The organism is uncultured Oxalicibacterium sp. (genome assembly GCF_913776015.1).
Taxonomy (GTDB): Bacteria; Pseudomonadota; Gammaproteobacteria; order Burkholderiales; family Burkholderiaceae_D; genus Oxalicibacterium.
Window position 1 is genome coordinate 17,186 of record NZ_CAJYMD010000010.1, and the last position, 18,905, is coordinate 36,090.

19 protein-coding genes are annotated in these 18,905 nt (G+C 55.9%); 6 read left to right on the forward strand and 13 right to left on the reverse strand.

The genetic code is table 11. The features are described from left to right. Nucleotides 1–200: 200 nt before the first annotated feature. Complete coding sequence (locus QZ725_RS01845) at nucleotides 201–1,397, reverse strand: nitronate monooxygenase family protein (protein WP_293775878.1); 1,197 nt, start codon at nucleotides 1,395–1,397, stop codon at nucleotides 201–203. Nucleotides 1,398–1,553: 156 nt separating this feature from the next. Between QZ725_RS01845 and QZ725_RS01850 the strand changes: the two genes are divergently transcribed. The 3 genes from QZ725_RS01850 (at nucleotide 1,554) to QZ725_RS01860 (ending at nucleotide 3,704) form a co-directional block, all read left to right on the forward strand. Then, on the forward strand, nucleotides 1,554–2,252 hold the full coding sequence (locus tag QZ725_RS01850) for a VIT family protein (protein ID WP_293775880.1): 699 nt from the start codon (nucleotides 1,554–1,556) through the stop codon (nucleotides 2,250–2,252). A gap of 133 nt (nucleotides 2,253–2,385) precedes the next feature. Then, nucleotides 2,386–3,342, forward strand: coding sequence for a DnaJ C-terminal domain-containing protein (locus tag QZ725_RS01855; RefSeq protein ID WP_293775881.1), 957 nt, complete (start codon nucleotides 2,386–2,388; stop codon nucleotides 3,340–3,342). 11 nt (nucleotides 3,343–3,353) lie between these two features. Beyond that, nucleotides 3,354–3,704, forward strand: a complete 351-nt coding sequence (locus QZ725_RS01860; protein ID WP_293775883.1) for a chaperone modulator CbpM — start codon at nucleotides 3,354–3,356, stop codon at nucleotides 3,702–3,704. A gap of 76 nt (nucleotides 3,705–3,780) precedes the next feature. Here the strand turns inward: QZ725_RS01860 and QZ725_RS01865 are convergent, their stop codons facing one another. The 6 genes from QZ725_RS01865 to QZ725_RS01890 form a co-directional block, all read right to left on the reverse strand. Next, the gene (locus QZ725_RS01865; RefSeq protein ID WP_293775885.1) at nucleotides 3,781–4,662 is read right to left on the reverse strand and encodes an HlyD family secretion protein; all 882 of its coding nucleotides are present in this window, start codon (nucleotides 4,660–4,662) and stop codon (nucleotides 3,781–3,783) included. A gap of 12 nt (nucleotides 4,663–4,674) precedes the next feature. Next, nucleotides 4,675–4,875, reverse strand: coding sequence for a DUF1656 domain-containing protein (locus tag QZ725_RS01870; RefSeq protein ID WP_293775887.1), 201 nt, complete (start codon nucleotides 4,873–4,875; stop codon nucleotides 4,675–4,677). Next, nucleotides 4,862–7,018, reverse strand: a complete 2,157-nt coding sequence (locus QZ725_RS01875) for an FUSC family protein (RefSeq protein ID WP_293775889.1) — start codon at nucleotides 7,016–7,018, stop codon at nucleotides 4,862–4,864. Before QZ725_RS01875 ends, QZ725_RS01870 begins: the two co-directional genes overlap by 14 nt. 50 nt (nucleotides 7,019–7,068) lie before the next feature. Continuing rightward, nucleotides 7,069–7,563 (reverse strand): MarR family transcriptional regulator, encoded by a 495-nt coding sequence (locus QZ725_RS01880; RefSeq protein ID WP_293775891.1) that lies wholly within the window; start codon nucleotides 7,561–7,563, stop codon nucleotides 7,069–7,071. Then, nucleotides 7,560–9,044: an efflux transporter outer membrane subunit gene (locus QZ725_RS01885; RefSeq protein ID WP_293775893.1), complete on the reverse strand. Its 1,485-nt coding sequence runs from the start codon at nucleotides 9,042–9,044 to the stop codon at nucleotides 7,560–7,562. Before QZ725_RS01885 ends, QZ725_RS01880 begins: the two co-directional genes overlap by 4 nt. A gap of 155 nt (nucleotides 9,045–9,199) precedes the next feature. Then, nucleotides 9,200–9,352 (reverse strand): DUF378 domain-containing protein, encoded by a 153-nt coding sequence (locus QZ725_RS01890; RefSeq protein ID WP_293775894.1) that lies wholly within the window; start codon nucleotides 9,350–9,352, stop codon nucleotides 9,200–9,202. A 392-nt stretch (nucleotides 9,353–9,744) separates the two neighbouring features. On the opposite strand from QZ725_RS01890, the gene raiA reads away from it, so the two are divergent. After that, on the forward strand, nucleotides 9,745–10,098 hold the full coding sequence (gene raiA / locus QZ725_RS01895) for a ribosome-associated translation inhibitor RaiA (RefSeq protein ID WP_293775895.1): 354 nt from the start codon (nucleotides 9,745–9,747) through the stop codon (nucleotides 10,096–10,098). A 92-nt stretch (nucleotides 10,099–10,190) separates the two neighbouring features. On the opposite strand, the gene QZ725_RS01900 is transcribed toward raiA, so the two are convergent. From QZ725_RS01900 to QZ725_RS01920, 5 genes are all read right to left on the reverse strand, one after another. Next, on the reverse strand, nucleotides 10,191–11,093 hold the full coding sequence (locus tag QZ725_RS01900; protein WP_293775896.1) for a DMT family transporter: 903 nt from the start codon (nucleotides 11,091–11,093) through the stop codon (nucleotides 10,191–10,193). Nucleotides 11,094–11,244: 151 nt separating this feature from the next. Next, the gene (locus tag QZ725_RS01905; protein WP_293775898.1) at nucleotides 11,245–11,637 is read right to left on the reverse strand and encodes a 4-oxalocrotonate tautomerase family protein; all 393 of its coding nucleotides are present in this window, start codon (nucleotides 11,635–11,637) and stop codon (nucleotides 11,245–11,247) included. 45 nt (nucleotides 11,638–11,682) lie between these two features. Next, on the reverse strand, nucleotides 11,683–12,099 hold the full coding sequence (locus QZ725_RS01910; protein ID WP_293775899.1) for a MarR family winged helix-turn-helix transcriptional regulator: 417 nt from the start codon (nucleotides 12,097–12,099) through the stop codon (nucleotides 11,683–11,685). A gap of 48 nt (nucleotides 12,100–12,147) precedes the next feature. Then, nucleotides 12,148–12,363, reverse strand: a complete 216-nt coding sequence (locus QZ725_RS01915) for a hypothetical protein (RefSeq protein ID WP_293775900.1) — start codon at nucleotides 12,361–12,363, stop codon at nucleotides 12,148–12,150. A 22-nt stretch (nucleotides 12,364–12,385) separates the two neighbouring features. Continuing rightward, a complete protein-coding gene (locus QZ725_RS01920; RefSeq protein ID WP_293775902.1) occupies nucleotides 12,386–13,534 on the reverse strand; it encodes a class I SAM-dependent methyltransferase in 1,149 nt (382 codons plus the stop codon). A 318-nt stretch (nucleotides 13,535–13,852) separates the two neighbouring features. On the opposite strand from QZ725_RS01920, the gene QZ725_RS01925 reads away from it, so the two are divergent. Together QZ725_RS01925 and ppnN are read left to right on the forward strand one after the other, a co-directional pair. Continuing rightward, a complete protein-coding gene (locus QZ725_RS01925) occupies nucleotides 13,853–14,800 on the forward strand; it encodes a DnaJ C-terminal domain-containing protein (RefSeq protein ID WP_293775903.1) in 948 nt (315 codons plus the stop codon). Nucleotides 14,801–14,925: 125 nt separating this feature from the next. Continuing rightward, nucleotides 14,926–16,296 (forward strand): nucleotide 5'-monophosphate nucleosidase PpnN, encoded by a 1,371-nt coding sequence (gene ppnN, locus QZ725_RS01930; protein WP_293775904.1) that lies wholly within the window; start codon nucleotides 14,926–14,928, stop codon nucleotides 16,294–16,296. Nucleotides 16,297–16,341: 45 nt separating this feature from the next. Here ppnN and QZ725_RS01935 read toward each other — a convergent pair whose 3' ends face one another. Further along, nucleotides 16,342–18,798 carry a DUF1631 family protein gene (locus QZ725_RS01935; protein ID WP_293775905.1) on the reverse strand — a complete coding sequence of 819 codons (2,457 nt, stop codon included), beginning with the start codon at nucleotides 18,796–18,798 and terminating at the stop codon, nucleotides 16,342–16,344. Nucleotides 18,799–18,905: the final 107 nt, after the last annotated feature.

An 18,905-nucleotide genomic window follows, 5' to 3' on the forward strand; every position in this document is an offset into this window, starting at 1 on the left:
TGCATTGCCGAGAGAATGCAAGGCAAAACGCAGCAACGACACCAGAACGTTTTTGTTAGGTGCTTGTAGGCGCAATGATCCGATGGTCAGGGAGAATAGACGAGTTGACGCCGCACGTCACGCCGTCAATCGCGCGACATGCGGTAGGAAATGGATGACAAATAAAAAAATGAAATAACGCGTTGGTGGCGATGTCTATGTCAAGCCGCCTGCTCGACTGGCTGGCATGCCTGATGCTGCGCTGCGGGCTGAACGCCATGCAGCAGATAATCCATGAGGTCGCGCACGGAGTGCAATGCGCTACCGAATGGCAAAGGTTCGGAACTACGAAAGAACAACCCGCGCTCCAGATCGCCTTCGAGCGCAAAGGCCAGTTGGGTGTCGATACAGAACTGCCCCGCTTTCGCCAATCCATCGCGCCAGCCGCATTGATGCAGGCAGTCGAAGCCCACGGTACATTCCTTGGGCGCCGCCTTGCTCTGCAATTTTTCCTCTTTTTCCAGATAGCGCGTCAGCCACGGCGTGCGCACCGCACGTGCTGGCAGGCCGGCACAACTCATGAAGGTAACGATATCGTCGGGCTTGGCACCGACCAGCACGCGCTTGAAGTTTTCGTGCGCATCGCCCTCCTTGGTTACCGCGAATGCCGTACCCAGTTGTACCGCACTGGCCCCCAATGCCAGCAGATCACGTACCTGCTCCGGTGTATGGATGCCGCCGGCAGCGATCAGCGGAATACGATCGCGAGCGATGCCGAGTTGATCGAACAGCGCCAGCGTACCTTCGATCACGACCGAAAACGCAAAGTGCGCATCGTTGACGCCTTCCAGCGTGGCTGCGCCAAGATGCCCGGCCGCGTAACGCGGATTTTCGATCACGATGGCATCCGGCAGGCGATCGCGGCGCATCCACTTCTTGAGAATCAGGCCGATACCGCGCACATCCGATAAGATCGGAATCAGCGCCACATTTGGAAAATCGGCTGCCAGTTCCGGCAGATCCATCGGCAGGCCGGCACCGACCACGATGGCATCTGCCCCGCTCTCGCACGACTGCCGGACGTAAGCGGCGTAATCGGCCACTGCCCGCATGATGTTTACCGCCACCATGCCGTTGCCTTGCGCCAGTTGCCTGGCCGCACGAATTTCGCGATCCAGAGCTACAAGATTGGCGGCATTGATGGCTTCCTTGTCGCGCGAATCGCCGGTTTGTGCCATCAGGTCAGGATGATGACGACGCAAGTCCACGCTGGAAATGGTGCCCATTCCACCCAAGTGCGCGACATTGCCGGCGAGCCGATGGGCCGAAATGCCGACGCCCATGCCACCTTGCACAATCGGCAGCAGCGGTTTGTTTCGGATGATCAGTTTGGGTAAGTCGGTTTGCAGCACAGTCATATCCGCGAAAAATGAGAGATGCCTGACTCTAGCAAAGCACTTCATGGGGCGATTGACATGGATCAAAAAGCACGGAGACTGTCGATATTGCTCAATCGTTGCTGAACCGAAATGCTATTTCGTCGTCTCAGCAGCACCTTTCTGCCGGAGAGTGTCATGTTTCGTCGCGCCCATAATGAAAAACACTACAGCCATCGCGTGGGCTGGTTGCGCGCTGCCGTACTGGGCGCCAATGACGGCATCATTTCCATTGCCTGCCTGTTGCTCGGCGTCGCTGCAGCGCAGGCCGGGCGCGAACAACTGCTGACTGCCGGCATTGCCGCCCTGGTGGCGGGTGCCATGTCGATGGCAGCCGGCGAATACGTGTCGGTCAGCTCGCAAGCCGATGCTGAACATGCTGATCTCGCCATCGAGAGTGAAGAGTTGCGCACGCAGCCGGATGCCGAACTGCACGAACTGACGCACATCTACATCAAACGTGGGGTCTCAAGTGATCTGGCACGCCAGGTTGCCGAACAACTGACTGCGCACGATGCCTTACTTGCGCATGCCCGCGATGAACTGGGCATTCACGATGCTGGCCGTGCGCAGCCCTTGCAGGCGGCCATCACCTCTGCCATTACCTTTGGTGCGGGCGCTGCACTTCCCGTCATTACGGCGATGCTGGTACCGGCATCGATGCTGATTTCCTCGCTGGCGCTGACGTCCCTGATTTTTCTGATCATTCTCGGTTCGCTGGCAGCTGCTGCCGGCGGAGCGCCTATCATGCGCGCAGCAGTACGCGTGGGCGTGTGGGGTGCCGTGGCAATGGCTGTCACGGCGGGCGTCGGCCATCTGTTCGGCACTGTTGTATAGATGTGCAATCGACTTGTATCAAGGCCGTGAGATGACAATGCTTGAAGCCGGACCAGGCGACCTCATCTAGAACGACAACGGTTTTTCAGTATTTCTCTCTGTTCAGCATCCTTCACCGAAAAGGGCCTGATACATGAAATTCAAGGATTATTACGAAACGCTGGGTGTCTCACGCGACGCCAGCCAGGATGACATCAAGAGCGCCTACCGTAAGCTGGCGCGTAAATATCACCCCGACGTCAGCAAGGAAGCGGATGCTGAAGCACGCTTCAAGGAAATCGGCGAAGCCTACAAGGTGCTCAAGGATGCCGAGTCACGCGCCTCCTACGATCGCCTTGGCGCCAATTGGCAAAACGGCCAGGATTTCCAGCCTCCCGGTGGTGATGCCGGTTTCGATTTCCGCAGTTACGCCGGTGGTGCTGGCGGTGCAGGTACGGCTGGCGGTTTTGAAGGCATGGATTTCGGTGATTTTTTTGAACAGATGTTCAGCCGTCAGGCCAGTGGTCGTAGTCAGCAACGCACGATGCAAATGCCGGGCGAGGATGTGCATGCGCGTATCGAAATCGATCTGGAAGATGCCTATCGCGGCGCCGAACGCACGATTTCGTTACGCATGCCCGACATCGACGAACACGGGCATCACGTCCAGCGCGAACGCAGCTTGCGCGTCACAATTCCGAAAGGTGTACGCGCAGGACAAAACTTGCGCTTGAGCGGCCAAGGTGGCCCCGGCTTCAATGGCGGCAAGGTTGGCGATCTGTATCTGGAAATTGCCTTCCGCTCGCACGCACGTTATCGCGTGGATGGTCGTGACGTCTATCTCAATTTGCCGCTGGCCCCATGGGAGGCGGCGCTGGGAGCCAGCATCGGTGTCGACACACCAGACGGCAAGGTCGAAGTGACGATTCCATCCAATTCGGCCGCAGGCCGCAAGTTGCGCCTCAAGGGGCGCGGTATTCCCGGCAAGTCGCCTGGCGACCTGTACGTCGTGCTGAATATCGTCTTGCCACCCGCGCATAGCGAAGCAGACAAACAAGCCTATCGCACATGGCAGGCCGCATTCGATTTCAATCCGCGTGCCGCATTGTAAGGAGGAGAGACATGAACCAGACCGTGATTCGACACGTGCATGCACAACTCATCGACGACGACATCACCCTCACGCTGACCGAACTCTGTCACAGTTGCCACGCCACGCACGATACGGTGTCGAGCTGGGTAAGCGAAGGTGTGCTGGTGCCTTCGTTAGGTGAATCGAGTAACGAACCCGATGGTAGCGAGCCGGCTAACTGGCGCTTCAACGGCACGATGTTGCGGCGTGCCCGACTGGCACGGCAGATGGCAGACGACATGGAAATCAATGCAGCAGGCATCGCGCTGGCGCTCGATCTGCTGGAGCGCATCGACAGCCTGCATGCCCAACTGGCACGACTCGGACATCGCACAGGATGATTCGGCATATCTGCTCCTGAATACATCAATGCGTCACGGGTAGCAGGAAAAGGTGTGCGAATCCTTTTCCCAGATGTCAGGCAGATCGCGCGTTTTTCTTGTGCAACACGGTGACCGTACACGTCATGCCGGCAATCAATGCCTGCGCATCATCGGGATTGTCGAAGTTGATGCGCACCGGAATGCGTTGTGCAAGACGCACCCAGTTGAAGGTCGGGTTTACATCTGCCAGCAATTCCCTGCCAACCGCAGCATCGCGATCGGTAATGCCGCGCGAGATACTCTCGATATGCCCCGGTAACACGCGGTCGCTGCTCATCAAGCGAATTTCCACGGCATCTCCGACAGCCAGATACGGCAGTTTGGTTTCCTCGAAATAACCGCTGACGTGAAACGAATGGCTATCGATGAGCGCCAGTTGCGCCGTACCCGCTGCGGCAAAATCGCCGACATGCACACGCAGGTTTGTAATGTAGCCATCGACCGAAGCGCGAACTTCAGTGCGCTCCAGATTCAGGCGTGCCGTATCGCGTGCCGCAAGCGCCGCACGATAGCGGGCGCTGGAAGTGGCGGCTTGTGCCACGGCTGATTCCCGGTTCTCGGCACTGACTACCGCCGCGTCCAGCGCTTGGCGACGCGCGGCTTCCTTGCCACGCAAGCTCTTCTCGCTCTGCTGCGCAGCCAGCATGGCTTCCGCTTCCGCCAAGGCATGCTCGTAGCGCGCGCGATCAATGCGGAATAGCACTTCGCCCTTGTGGACGAACTGGTTGTCGCGCACGTCAACGCTGGCGACTACACCTGCAACGTCCGGGGCGACATGGATGATATCGGCCTTGATGCGACCGTCGCGTGTCCACGGCGACATCATGTTGTCGTCCCACAGATATTTTCCGAGGAGGACGGCCATCAACACGATAACGGCCGTGATCAGATAACGCGGTGAAAAGGAAATACGCATGGCAAACTCGACTCAATAAAGGATCAGCGCCAGCACGCCGAACAGGCACACCAGCAACGAAAGACGAAAAAGCGAACGGTGCCAGACCATTCGATAGATACCGAAATGTCCGCATGCCCAATCCAGCACGACATGCAGCGCGGCGCTGAGCAAGAACACCAGTAACAAGGACGGCATGAAAATGCCGAACAGGGAAATTTCACGCGGCAACATGATCTGTTTCTCCGGAAAGCTGTGCGACTTGCGAAAAATCGTTCATATCCGCAAGCGAGGTATGCAGCAAATGCAAATCGGTCAGCACACTTTGCAGCAATGCGGTATCGGCAGATGAGGCGGATAACATGACCTGTCGCGTCAGGCGCCCTGCTTCGCCAATGGCTGCCAGCGCCTTGTCCTGACCAACCTTGCCCTGCGAGGCAAATACCTGCAAGACGGTCTTGGCGCACATCTGCAATGCATGCTGCACGTCGGCATGCAGCGTCAAGCGGATAGCGCTCTGCTGCAAATTCAGCAAGGCATGGCCGGCTTCCAGCAGCGTAATCGCCAGATTCAAGGTGCGGCGTGTACGTGCATCGGCTATGCCACGCAGACCCATGTGCAACTGATTCAGCAAATCGCGTACACGACTTTCAAAACGGTGACGGAGCATGCCTACATCGCGACCACCAAGCCGTTCCGCCTCGCGCCACAAAGCACGCTCGATATGCACACGTGCACCTTGCCGATGCCGTGGCAAAATCAACGCAAACATGCATGCTGCCAGCACCAACCCTACGATCTGGGCAATGCTGTCGTTGAGAAAGCTGGCGACATCGAAACGCATCATGTTTTCCGGTGCGACCATCTGCGCAAACATCAGGTTGAAGCCTATGCCAATTCCCATGATCGATTTCCACGTACTTGCATAGGCACCCGCGAGCAGGAACGGCGCCATCGCCAGTACCAGCATGTCATACCCTTCCACGTGATTGAGCAGGAAAAAGGCGCAAACGAAGGCAAACGGCAAGGCCAGCGCAAAACCGAAGGTAGTCTGTCGAATCATGCCGCCGGGGTTGGGCGACGACGATGCCAGTCCACAAAAAATCACGGCAATGATCACCGCCCCGGCAGCGCTCGGCCAGTTGAATGCATGCCATGCCAGCGCGAGCAACAGCAAGGCTGCGGCACTACGCAAGCCGGCGGCAACGGCAATCATCGGTGGCGTGCTGGCGCTGTAGGCCGCGGCTTTTATCTGTCCTTCCGGCGCTGTCAGCGTCAAACGACCTGCGAGGGCATGAAAGGCATTGACCATTGTCAGCAATTCGTCCTGCAAACGCTGAAACAGTTCCAACGCCGTTTCCATCGCCAGTTTCCGTTCTGCGCCTTGCGTCTGCTGCAGGAAGGTTTGCTTTGCCTGCGCTACCTGCTGGCGTAACAGAAAATGTTGCTCGCGCAGACGACCCGCCGTGACACCGGCTTCGGCCGCGGTTCGTGCAGGTACGCCATCGATGAACAACGCGTCTGCCAACGAGGCATACAAGGTCTGCATCTGGTCGGCAATCTCGGTATGCCCTTCCTTGCGCAAACGATGCATGAGGCGATGCAATGTATGAAACGTCGTCAGTGTCACCATCGCCGCAGAATTGAAGGCATGCAGTTGACGACTGCGCACACGCACATCGCCCGCCTCGAACCAGGATGCGGCACGACCGGATTCCAGCGCAGCCACATCGGCAGCAAATTGCAGATGGCGCATTTCCATCTGCCTATCGTCAAGTCTTCCCTGCATGGCATCGTGACAAAGCTGGATGACATTGTGATACAGGCCACGTACCGATTGCACGAGCTGGTCGCTCTGATGCCGTGGAAACAGGGCATCGTTGACGAAGGCCGCGCACAAAATGCCCACGCTGATTTCCGTCACGCGCGAGATAGCCAGATCGAATACGTGCAAAGGTGCATCGATGGCAGGCACGGCGATCATGCAAGCCGTATAACCTGCCAGGACGAAACCGTAGGAACGTGCATTACGCATCAATGCCGAACCGCTCGTGCAGACCGCAACCCAACATGCCAATGCAAGAAACAGCAGCACGGGTTGCTGCGGAAAGACGGCAAGAATCATCAGTGCCACCAGACAACCGACCAATGTACCTGCCAGCCGGTAGATACTTTTTTCGAGCGCTTGACCACTGCTGGGCAAGGCGACGATGAACACCGTCATCATGGCGCTGCGCGGTGAATCGAAACCGAGCCGAAACGCGATCCACAATGCCAGAAATGCCGCAATCAATGTCTTGATGGCGAATAGCCAGCGCTGCCCTTCCGAAGCCAGCCAATCATCGCCCATCACGCGTACGCGTTGCATCCACGACATGCGTAATGCGTGTGTATTTGGCTGTGAGCTGTCGGAATGCGCCATGACGCTTAGCGTTCGCCCATGTTTGTCAGTTGCTTGCGCAGCAAGGCTTCCAGTTTTTTCTGGTCAGATTCAGTGATGCCGTCATACGTCTGGTGCAACAGCTTCCAGTAATCGGGCGAAACGTCTTCCACATGCTTGCGCCCGGCTTCTGTCAGGCTGATGACCACACTACGCCGGTCTTCGACACTGAAACGACGCTGGATCAGTCCCTGTTTTTCAAGATCGTCGCAGATACGCGTGAGATTGGCCGGCTTTTCGGAACAGGCTTCGCTCAGCTCCGATGCCCGTTGGGTTTCATCTTCCGAGCCATACAACACCATCAATACGGTATAGCCGACGGTGGTCAGCCCATACTGTTTCATGACGGCATTCAACTGGTCCTGGGTGCGTTTCTGAATGTGGTAAGCTAGACGACTCAAGGTCACCAGTTGTCGAGGATGGGACGGCATGCGTTCGGTACAACGTGCGATGCGCAACTCGGTCTTGTCGAAAGTGTTCATGATTGTTTCGCCTTGTGAATATTGTCGGGGGCTGGATGGTTCGGTGACGCCATATCGGGCACTGCTTGCGGCGGCAAGCCACCGCCCAATGCGAGCATGAGCTCGGCATGTTCTTCGAGCTGGCGTGCCTGCAGACGTACCTGTTCCTGCTGGCGCGCCAGCAAATTAATTTCGCTTTCAATCAGGACCAGATAATCCGTCATGCCGGCAGCGACGCCCTTGGCTGCCAGTTCACGCGCGCGGCAGGCCGTAGCCAGCGCTGTATCGTTAAGCTCGCGCTGCTTGACGACCGACTGCACGGCAACCAGGCGATCGGTCACACTTTCCAAAGCCTTTAACAAGGTACTGTTATAGCGTTCGACCGCAGCATCGTAAGCAGCGGTATTGGCGCCAAGGTTGGCACGCAAGGCACCACCATCGAAAATCGGCAGGGAAATCGCCGGGCCGACACCGCGTATCGACGATTCGCCACTGAGAAAGCGTGAAAAGCCGATCGCCTGAAAACCGATGAATGCCTTCAGATCGATATCCGGATAAAAGGCGGCACGTGCCACACTGATTTGTTGCGATGCGGCTTCCACGCCCCAGCGACTGGCGACGACATCGGGACGGCGACCGATCAAATCGGCAGGCAATGTCGAAGGAAGTGCTGTCTGCACGGTTTGCAATTGCAGATGCGGACGATCGATCTGTGCTCCCGCTCCAGGCCCCTGCCCGCTCAGAACGGCAAGCTGGTTGCGCAACACCGTGATACGCTCTTCGCATTGCTCGATTTCCAGCGCCAGCGGCGGCAAGGTCGCTTCCAGTTGGGTGACATCGACTTCACTGACCAGCCCTGCCTGCAATCGTTTGCGCACGACGTCGAGGGCCTGGTTGCGATGGGCCAGACGTTCTTCAGCCATGTCCCTGAGTGCAAACTGCAGCGACAATTCCACATAGGCATGCGTCACCGCCTGTTCCAGCGTTAATGAAGCCAGTTGCGTCTCTGCATCGGCCAACTGCTTTTGCGCCAGCGAGGCGGCCAGCGCGTGATGATGCTTGCCCCACAGATCGAGATCGTAGCCGGCTTGCAGAGCCAGACGGTTGTACCAGGCGTAGTTGCCGGCTTCCGGTGCGGGAATGAAGTCATGCTCGGAGAAAAGCTGGCGATCAAGAGAGGCCACGGCCGCAACATGCGGTTTGCCATCGGCATCGGTACGCTCGACCAGCGCTGCTGCCTGACGACCACGGGCAGCAACTTCCCGCAATCCCGGGTTGTCCTGCAACGCGCGAGCCATCAGTGCATCGAGTTGCGTGTCGCCATAGATCTGCCACCACTTTTCATTGGGCCATGAAGCCTCTGCAGCAGACTTGCTTATGTTCTGGGCATCAAACGCCATGTCGGCCGCCTGCAATGGCGACGACTGCGGTGCAATGCCTGCGCTGCTGGCGCAACCAGCCAGTACGACACAGGCAAGAATGGTGTTAGCGAAGTTTTTCATGGCAAATCCGTTGAATCAGGTATTTATTTTACTTTAAAATATTTTATTAGTAAATCAAATGCTTTTTTGCGTTGCATTTCTGTTTTGGCCATGATCAAGCACGAAAAAAGCCGGTTGATACAAAATCAACCGGCTTCGCATTCGAACGGCAAGCTTTAGTTCGGCATATTTTCAGTTGGCGGTGAACTTCCCGATAGACGGATACAGGTATAGATTGCGTAGAGTCCGGCTACACCCACGGCGAGATAGACAGGGCGCGCCAGCACTGTCATCTCGCCGCAAATCAAAGCCACCAGATCGATGTTCATCAATCCGATCAGCCCCAATTCACTTCGCCGACAATCAGCAACGTCATTGCCAGCCAATCAGCGGCCGTAAGATGACGCAGGCTTGCACTCGCACGTCGATAAGCTACTTTACGCCGTTCGATTCCGGGATTGTTGATTATTGTCATGACATCCCCATTTCGCCGAAGGAATGGAGGAAAACCGCATTTTTATACACTGCCGTATCGGCGATACGCTGACCGTATGAAAGACATGATTCCATAGTCAAGTATTCATTTCGCGTAGGACAAATCCACAAATTCGAGTCAGAATGACATTGCATCGTTTTACTTCTGACATGCGTCGCATAACAGAAGGAACGATTCTGTTCCGCCAGCCTCATACTGGCAGGACCATTTTTTGGGAGATCGTGCATGAACATCTTGATAACCGGACATCACCTCGATTTGACACCTGCCATTCGCAGTCATGTCGAAAGCAAACTGGAGCGCATCACCCGCCATTTCGATAAGATCACCGAGATCGAAGTCATCCTTAGTGTCGATACGCTACCGCAGAAGGAAATGCGCCAGCGCGCTGAAGTCAATCTGCGCCTGAAGGGTGAGACACTGCATGCCGAAGATTCTGCGCAGGATCTGTACGCGGCCATTGATGGCGTGATTGAAAAACTGGATCGTCAGGTTCTGAAGGTCAAAGGCAAAATCAAGGATCACCGCCACGACAGCGTCAAGCGCATGGAAGACACGACGACGGTTGGCGACGACTGACGTTTTCGTCCTATAGCGTAACAAAGGCATCTTCTGCAAGGAAGATGCCTTTGTTGTTGGTGGAAAACTTTACGCGATGAAATTAACTTCGCTCACCTACCTCGTGAAGACATCACAATGCCGCCAACGATGAGCAAAAACGCGACGGCATGGTAGACATGCGGTGCCTCGCCAAGAAAAGCGGATGACATGATCGCTGCAAACAAGGGCGTGAGATTGCTGAAAAAACCGGCCACAGTCGGCCCAACACGCTGCACGCCAAGCCCCCAGCAGCGCAAGGCAATAATCGCAGGCCCTACTGCCACGAAGGCCAAGGCGGCAATCAGCGGCCATCCCCATTCCACAGGCTGCGCGCCCATCCATTGCTCGGTTCCGGCAAACAATCCCGACCACACTGCACCAAACGCCACCTGCGCCAACAGAAATGCTGCCCAGTCTGTACGAATGGCCGGGGGATCATGCGGCAGCGTGAGCAACCAGCTATAGAACGACCAGACAATGGCTGCTGCGATCATCAGCAAATCGCCGGGCACCAGCCGTAACGCCAGCAAAACATGCCAGTCGCCACGGGATAGCACAAGCAAGACACCGGCAATCGACAACAAGGCACCGCCGATCTGACGACGCGAAATCGTGCCGCCAAAGAACAAGGCGCCGACCAGGATCATCCAGACCGGCATGCTGGCAGCGACCAAAGTGACATTAATCGGAGAAGAAGTCTTGAGCGCCAGATACTGCAGCGTGTTGTACAGACCGACGCCGAGCAATCCCAACAAGGAAAACCGTCGCCATGCCTGCCACATGCCGCTGTTGCATCGAAAAATCCACGACGCCAGTGGCAACAGAATCAGCATTGCCAATGACCAGCGCAAACAATTCAACAAAACCGGCGGTACCAATTCGTGCACAGCACGACCGACGATGGCATTGCCAGCCCACATGACGGGCGCAATCGTCAGCAGCAGAATGGTGGAAGGAGAAAGCCGCTTATCCAAGACGCCGCCTGATGTTGTCGGCAGTACATACCTTGCAGAAGACGTACATTCCCCTGCATCTAATCCTATTCACCACTACTCCACCACTTTCATTCATCAAATGACATTCTAGTGCAGTGGCTGAGCGGAGTGGACTTCGCAATGCCTTCGCTCATGGATGCTGATAGCGATATTCCTGCGTCAGTCCGCCAAAACCATACGTCGCTGCACGCACATCCTCGACATGGATGTAACTTTCCTCGTGCAGATTGCCGAGAATGTGGGCAAAGCCGGCATAGGCTTCACGAATGTAGCGCGCCTTTTCATCCTTGGTATTCGTTTCGTCGGTCACCTTGATGTCGAAATAGAAGCTGTTCTTACCTTGCTCGCTCAAGAGTTTGCCACCCACGAACCAGCTGTCACGTGCGATGTAATCGATCGCAATGGCAGTCACTTCCGGCTTCTTGCCAAGAATACGTGTCGTCAAATCCAGTAGCATCTCGGCGATTTGCTGTGTCGTTTCGGTGTTTTTCTCTCCGCTGACTTTCACATTAAGAATAGGCATGACAATCCTCATTTAGTTTTATATACAACTATTTATGCAAAAAAATCATTCGAGAATGGCGCGTGTCTTTTTCAGCTTGCTGACGGTGTCCTCGAACTGATCCACCTGGAGCGCTTTCTTCAAGCGTCGCGTTACCTCACCGCTGGCCATATTCAATCCTTCCTTGATACTGGCAGCTGCGGTAGTCGGTTCGATCGCTGCTTCCCTGCCATCGCGCTCGGTCGCCCGACGTTCCAGAAAACCAAGTTTCTGCAAACCGTCGAGTGTGCGGCTGGCCGTCGAGCGAGAAATCGCCAGTTCTTCCGCCAGTTCACTTTGCAACAGACCGGGACGTGCCAGCACTACGCGCAACATGAACGCTTGCGATGGCGTCAAGCCAAAAGGCTTGAATGCCGTTGCCCATTCACGCTCCAGCAAACGTGCCAGCGCGGTCGTATTGAAGTAAAGGCAGTGATCGAACATGCAGCAATACTAGTTCAATATAATTCGCTATGCAATCAATATTTGATTTCAATGATGATGCGACCAGGTGCCATCGGTGGACGCCAGATAGGATTCGACGGCCTCTTTTTGTCCGGTTGCATAACGGCGAACTTCACCGCAATCGCAAATGCCCATGTATGGCTGTATATGCGAGCACGCAGAGACTTTTTGCAAAAACACTTTGACGGACTTCTGGCATTGCGTGCATTTGAACGTCAGGATTCGAGCAGGTTTGTTAGTCATGATGAAAAGGAAAAAAGGTAAATCAGGCTATGCCGAGGCGCCACAGCGAAGTGACTTCTCTTGAGCGTGCCGCATGGAGGAGATCGCTGACATCGGTTGCACGACCATGCACGGGGCGCGTATCCATCCGGTCGATCACCTTGAGTCCAGCCGTGGTGATCATGTCCAGCAAGGTTTGGCGCGAGCGCAATTGCAGATGTTCTGCCAGATCCGAAAGAATCAGCCACCCCTCGCCTTGCGGTTCCAGATGCGCGGCGAGCCCATCGAGAAATCCGCGCAACATGCGACTGTCCGGATCGTAAATCGCATGTTCAATTGCTGCATTCGGGCGTGCCGGCAACCACGGCGGATTACAAACGATCAACGGTGCCCTTCCTGCTGGGAAAAGATCGGCTTCGATGAGTTCGACTTGATCGGTATAGTGCAGACGCGCGACATTGGCGTTGGCACAAGCCAGGGCACGCGCATCGCAATCCGTTGCCACAATCTTGTCAACACCTCGCTTTGCCAGTAACGCCGCAATCACGCCGGTGCCGGTACCAATATCGAAGGCCAACTTGGTACTCGGCAGCGACGCTTGCGCAATCAAATTCAGATATTCGCCACGTACCGGAGAAAACACGCCATAGCAAGGATGAATACGTGCACCAAGTGTAGCAATCTCGACACCCTTCCGATGCCATTCGTGCGCACCGATCAACCCGAGAATTTCGCGCAATGACACGACGTAAGGCGTATCGACGGCGCCATACGCTTCCAGACAGGCTTCACGAATGACAGGCGCGCGGCGCAACGCCAGCTTGTGATCGGCATCGACTTCCATCAATAGCATGCCGAGCGTACGTGCCCGTTGCGCCTGCGCCTGCCGATGCAAATTGAATGCATCGCGCGGATCATCCGACGTTTTACGCGGCTTGCGTTCGATACGTCGTGTCATCGCCTGCAACAACTGGCGCGCATTTTGATAGTCCCCGCGCCACAGCAAACCGGTTCCTTCCGACGCCAACCGAAATGCCGTATCGGCCGTCAAAGTATCGTCTACCGATAACAAGCGTTTTGGTGGCTTGATACCGCTTTCGGATTGCCAGCGCACAGTACGTTCGACCTCTCCTTCATGCCAGGAAATCGTGGAAACGTCGTTTGCGGCATGCTGGTCGGCAGAAACTGTCATGAATAAAGGTAGGAACAAAGAAGGCAGCATTGTGGACCAAGGCGGCAATTTAGGGAAATCCCGCCAGAAACCATGTCATATCGTGCAAAAGTGCTTTCGATATGGCGCTTGCAGGCGGCGTCTGAACATGGGAATAACAGCAATGTTATCATTTTGAAAATTATGTAGCGGCGTCGGGCATCCCTTTTGTGTCTTTACCATCAAGCTAACAGCAAATGAAATGCCGCTCTATTTCCTGAATGCAATCCTATAAGCACGTGCGACAATCGGCCTTACTCTGCCCTTACCTCGTTTAAGACGAGGTCATCAATCTGACAGATGAAATTCAAGGATTACTACGCCACTCTTGGCATTACGCGCAATGCCACGCCGGAGGCCATTAAAAAGGCCTACCGAAAATTGGCACGCCAGTACCATCCGGATATCAGTCGCGAGCCGTTGGCAGAATTGCGATTCAAGGAAGTCGGCGAAGCATACGCAATCCTGCGTGATCCTGAAAAGCGTTTTCAGTACGACCAAACCTACGCTCCCTACGCAGCGCAGGAAGAAGCCCCCGCGCCACGTGCCAGCCGCAGTTATGGCGACACATCCCGCCCTACCAATGCGAACGCACGTCCGGGCGAAGAGAACTTTGGCAACATCCTCGACGAAATGCTGCGCCGCCCCGGTAATGAAGCGCCAAAGACACGCGGCTTGCATGTGCACGGCAACGATCAGCGAGCCAAGGTACAGATCGATCTGGAAGACAGTTTCCGCGGTGCCGTTCGCAGCATTTCGATTCCCACTTACGTAACGGACAATGACGGCATGCCGATGGTCGGCAAACGCATGCTCAAGGTCAGCATTCCCCGTGGCATCCGCGGCGGGCAGGTATTGCGCCTCGCCGGACAGGGCCACGCAGGCATCGGTGATGGCAAGCCCGGCGATCTGTATCTGGAGGTGGTGATCCGCCCGCATCGGCAATTCCGCATCGACGGACGCGATCTCTACGTCGATGTGCCCCTGACAGCACAGGCGGCAGCCGATGGCACCTCGGTTGAAGTCCCGACGCCGGAAGGCACAATCCAGTTGTTTGTACCGGCTGGATCCAGCGCCGGTCGCAAACTGCGTGTACGTGGCAAAGGCATTCCTGGCGATCCAGCCGGGGATCTGTATGCCGTCATCACGACAGCATCCGTCCCATTGCATACGGCAATGGCCAAGCGCGCCTATCGTGCGCTCAAGGCTGCATTCGATTTTTCACCGCGAACCAATTCCGATCGTTGATGCCTGACAGGCATCGTCTTTACACACTCGAATTTGTGCAGATGACGCTCAGGCCGAATGCAAACTGACGTTATACTTGCCGCAGAGACTCATCAAATTCAACAACAAAAACAGAAAAGATCTACATGCCATACGAAGTCGTCGATACACTCCTATCCCCTGAAGGTCGCCTGGACATTCTTTCGAAAGCCGAAGTGCAACGCCTGCTGGATACCAGTCACGGTGGGCTGTATCAGTTGTTCAGAAATTGTGCGCTCGCCGTGCTGAACACGGGCAACGATACCGATGATGCGAAGGAACTGCTCGATCATTACGAATCCTTTCAGATCAACATCATTCAGCGCGAGCGCGGCATCAAGCTCGAATTGAAAAATGCGCCGGGCACGGCGTTTGTTGACGGCATCATGATCAAGGGGATTCACGAACATCTGTTTTCCGTGCTGCGTGACATTCTGTTCACGCATGATGAAATTCTCAGCAACCCGACCTTCGATCTGGCGTCTTCGACCGGCATCACCGATTCCGTCTTCCACATCCTGCGTAATGCCAACGTCTTGCATCCGCACCTAAATCCGAATCTGGTGGTGTGCTGGGGCGGTCACTCGATTTCGCGCGACGAATACGAATACACGAAGAAAGTCGGCTATGAAATCGGCTTGCGCGGCATGGATATCTGCACGGGTTGCGGCCCCGGTGCGATGAAAGGCCCGATGAAAGGCGCCACCATCGGTCATGCCAAGCAACGTCTGGCGACTGGACGCTATCTGGGTATTTCAGAACCCGGCATCATCGCGGCGGAAGCGCCCAATCCCATCGTCAACGATCTGGTGATCATGCCGGACATCGAAAAGCGTCTGGAAGCCTTCGTTCGTACCGGGCACGGCATCGTCGTTTTTCCTGGCGGCGCGGGTACGGCAGAAGAAATCCTGTACATCCTCGGCATTCTCCTTCACCCGGACAATGCCAACGTTCCCTTCCCGCTGATTTTCACCGGCCCTGCCGGTTCGGCCGATTACTTCCGCCAGATCGACCATTTCATCGGTGTAACGCTCGGCAGCGAAGCACAAAAACGTTACAAGATCATCGTCGATGATCCGGCAGAAGTGGCGCTGGAAATGCTGCGCGGCATTGCAGAAGTCCGCGCATTCCGTAAAAGCAAGGGCGACGCCTACTATTACAGCTGGACGCTCAAGATCGATCACGCGTTCCAGCAACCGTTCGAGCCTACGCATGACAACATGCGCAACCTGTCTTTGCACAAGAATCAGGCAACGCATTTGCTGGCAGCCAATCTGCGACGCGCGTTTTCGGGTGTGGTGGCCGGCAATGTCAAGGAGAGCGGAATTCGTGCAATTGAACAGCACGGGCATTTCGAAATCAGTGGCGATCGCGAAATCATGGAACCGATGGATGCCTTGCTGGCTTCATTCGTCAAGCAAAGCCGCATGAAACTGCCGGGCAAGACTTATACGCCCTGCTATCGCATCATCAAGTAAGCAGACAAAGCGGGAAACCGATATCGCCACCACCTGATGCCGCCGTCAAACACCGTCGGCGGTATCCAGCAACGATTCGATTGCCCGGTCAAACACCGGTGCCGTTTCGGCCATGCAGACGGAACCCTCGCGCAACGCCTTGATCAAGGCGATCGACGAATAGATCAGCAGGCGCGGTGGTTCGCTCTGCCCTGCCAGCCGGAAAAGATAGAACAACTGCTTGGCATCGCTCGATAACAAGGTCGCCGCCTGATAGGCATCCTGCACCCAGCACTCGACCGGGGCGCCAGGAAGAAACGTCGATAACCACTGGATATCGGTATTGAGCAAGGTGCCGACGTCGCGATCAAAATGCACATGGGCGAGCACGTTGAATTTATTCAGCGCTGCACGCAGATGATCTTCCGGCATGGTCGGTGCATGGATTGTCGGCGCATCGAGCTCACCCAAGGACGACAGATTCAACGCCGAGAAATGCCGATGCAATTCGGTCATCGATAACACGGGCTTGATCTGTTCCGACTGCATCGGTCGCAGGGCCCCTGTATGCAACTCGACCAGCGTATCTAGCTGCGCGCGAATCGCTTCCTCGGAAAGACCGATCAGTTGCAAGCCACTCTTGATGCGTTGCACCAGCGTCAACACCAGACGCATCAAACGATTACGATCGGCTGCACCTACCGGCTGCACGCTCCACAGCAAATCCGGGACGACGGCAAGATAAGGCTGGCTGTCTATATCGTCCCGCGCTTCGACATGTACGAGTACTCTGCTCCACGTAGAGAGAACGAAATCGATGACGCGTGGATCGGTTTGCACGCCGAGCAAGCGTTCGCGCAAGGCATTGGCCATCTGTACCGTAGGCGCGTCCTGCGTTTCTTGTGCACCACCATCGAGTAAACGTAGCGCAGCAATTGCACGCACCGCTTGCTCATCGGCTTCAGTCAGAACCTTTTCTACGGCACGATTGAAGTGTTCGAGCGCATCGCTGAAGATGCCGGCATCCTCATCGAAATTGCGCAGGATACTGTCCACCACGCGCTGCATCTCGTCACGAATACCCTTGCCGATCGGCGAATTGGATGACAAGCCGGTTGCTACCGTCACCATGCGGTTGACGAGCAGGCGTGCCGGATGGTCAGGTTGCTGCAGCAGACGCGGTGCCAGCAAGGTCACCTTCATGAACGGCACTTGCAATTGCAGGATAGGCGCGCGGAACGAGCGCAATACGGCTTTCTCGTTCCCAATGTAGGTAAACAGCGTACTGACCATGTCCACTGCCACACGCTCAAGCTCGCCAAGCTTTTCATTGGACAACGATGCCTGCAGATTCAGGCGACTTGCCAATTCGTGCGCCACTTCCTGCGAATTGACGCTGGCAAGATCGCGTTGCATACGCGCCAAACGTGAAAATAATGGAAGCTGCGTGCGCGATTTATCGACTGGCTCTGGGTGGTACGGCGTAGCTGGAACGCCCTCGGGATAACGCGGATTGGGCGGAATTCGACCCGGCGTGGCCTGATTGAAAATCTTCCAGACGAAATCCTGCAAGGCGGTCTGCGTATCAACTGGCTGTGGCTCCAGCATGTTTGGCCCATCTTCTGATACCGGTTTCAACAAACCTAGTAGCCGCTCCAGCAGTGGCGATGGCACGACCACCGACTGTCCTTCAGCGGCACTCTGCGCAAAGGCCACTGCCGGAAAGGCGCTATTCTGCAAAGCAGTATGCTGAAAAATCGTGGTCGACATGGCCGTTGCCGGAAAACCGCCCGCCTGAAAAGCCGTGGCTGGAAACGCCTGCATGGCCGAAGGCTGCACGGCATGCTCCTGCGCCATCTGGCGATCGCGTCGTGTCACGGCAGATGGGCGGGCTACCAGCCGCGCATGCACCCCATTCGATTCAAAGACTTCACGGATTGCGGAAAAATAGTCGGGCAGATGCGAGGCCAGCGCACCGGACAAATGGTCAAACAGCATTGTGCAAATGTCGGTCGTCGCCGTCATCTCGATCAGCACATCGTGCAAGGCACGTGCCATCAAATAGGGACGAAACGGATTCTCGCGCTCGCGAATGTCGCTCTCGTTATGCAACTGCGCGATCATCAGATTGAGGCGTGACAGGCTGTGCTGATCGGCCTCACGCAAGCGCAATACCCGACGCTCGACTTCCATCTGGCGTACCACCGATTGCTCATCGACCAGCGTCAGACTGTCTACCGACACATTGCGCATGCCGGGGCGCAAATCGCGATACATGGTCTGCATGCCGCGATCCAGATGGGCATCGTATTTTTCCTTCAGGCGCTGCAGAAAATTTCGTCCCTGTGTTTCGAGGAAATCGCGCGATAGTGTGGCGGTTTTCTGCTCAGCCGGTGAACGAGCAACGGGAATCTGCTGCGCCAGACTGGCACGTGCATCTTGCAGCATCTCTGCCGTCAATACGGAAAAGCGGAACTGCGCACGTTCCCTGGCAAGCAAAATAACGGGGTTGATAGCTGGCATTGAAGTTCGGCTTTTCACGAATACCCGTGAATGGGAGGCGAAGTGGCGTACTCCAACCTATCGTCGACGCGACGCCGACGTGCATGGAGTGTACCGCAATTCCCTTC

Bases quoted from the DNA above. Each gene is read 5' to 3' on its own strand.
- QZ725_RS01915 (WP_293775900.1), bottom strand. From the start codon at position 12,363: ATGACTAACAAACCTGCTCGAATCCTGACGTTCAAATGCACGCAATGC.
- QZ725_RS01845 (WP_293775878.1), bottom strand. From the start codon at position 1,397: ATGACTGTGCTGCAAACCGACTTACCCAAACTGATCATCCGAAACAAA.
- QZ725_RS01870 (WP_293775887.1), bottom strand. From the start codon at position 4,875: ATGTTGCCGCGTGAAATTTCCCTGTTCGGCATTTTCATGCCGTCCTTG.
- QZ725_RS01920 (WP_293775902.1), bottom strand. From the start codon at position 13,534: ATGACAGTTTCTGCCGACCAGCATGCCGCAAACGACGTTTCCACGATT.
- QZ725_RS01860 (WP_293775883.1), top strand. From the start codon at position 3,354: ATGAACCAGACCGTGATTCGACACGTGCATGCACAACTCATCGACGAC.
- QZ725_RS01855 (WP_293775881.1), top strand. From the start codon at position 2,386: ATGAAATTCAAGGATTATTACGAAACGCTGGGTGTCTCACGCGACGCC.
- ppnN (WP_293775904.1), top strand. From the start codon at position 14,926: ATGCCATACGAAGTCGTCGATACACTCCTATCCCCTGAAGGTCGCCTG.
- QZ725_RS01875 (WP_293775889.1), bottom strand. From the start codon at position 7,018: ATGTCGTGGATGCAACGCGTACGCGTGATGGGCGATGATTGGCTGGCT.
- QZ725_RS01880 (WP_293775891.1), bottom strand. From the start codon at position 7,563: ATGAACACTTTCGACAAGACCGAGTTGCGCATCGCACGTTGTACCGAA.
- raiA (WP_293775895.1), top strand. From the start codon at position 9,745: ATGAACATCTTGATAACCGGACATCACCTCGATTTGACACCTGCCATT.
- QZ725_RS01910 (WP_293775899.1), bottom strand. From the start codon at position 12,099: ATGTTCGATCACTGCCTTTACTTCAATACGACCGCGCTGGCACGTTTG.
- QZ725_RS01865 (WP_293775885.1), bottom strand. From the start codon at position 4,662: ATGCGTATTTCCTTTTCACCGCGTTATCTGATCACGGCCGTTATCGTG.
- QZ725_RS01885 (WP_293775893.1), bottom strand. From the start codon at position 9,044: ATGAAAAACTTCGCTAACACCATTCTTGCCTGTGTCGTACTGGCTGGT.
- QZ725_RS01935 (WP_293775905.1), bottom strand. From the start codon at position 18,798: ATGCCAGCTATCAACCCCGTTATTTTGCTTGCCAGGGAACGTGCGCAG.
- QZ725_RS01850 (WP_293775880.1), top strand. From the start codon at position 1,554: ATGTTTCGTCGCGCCCATAATGAAAAACACTACAGCCATCGCGTGGGC.
- QZ725_RS01905 (WP_293775898.1), bottom strand. From the start codon at position 11,637: ATGCCTATTCTTAATGTGAAAGTCAGCGGAGAGAAAAACACCGAAACG.
- QZ725_RS01890 (WP_293775894.1), bottom strand. From the start codon at position 9,352: ATGAACATCGATCTGGTGGCTTTGATTTGCGGCGAGATGACAGTGCTG.
- QZ725_RS01925 (WP_293775903.1), top strand. From the start codon at position 13,853: ATGAAATTCAAGGATTACTACGCCACTCTTGGCATTACGCGCAATGCC.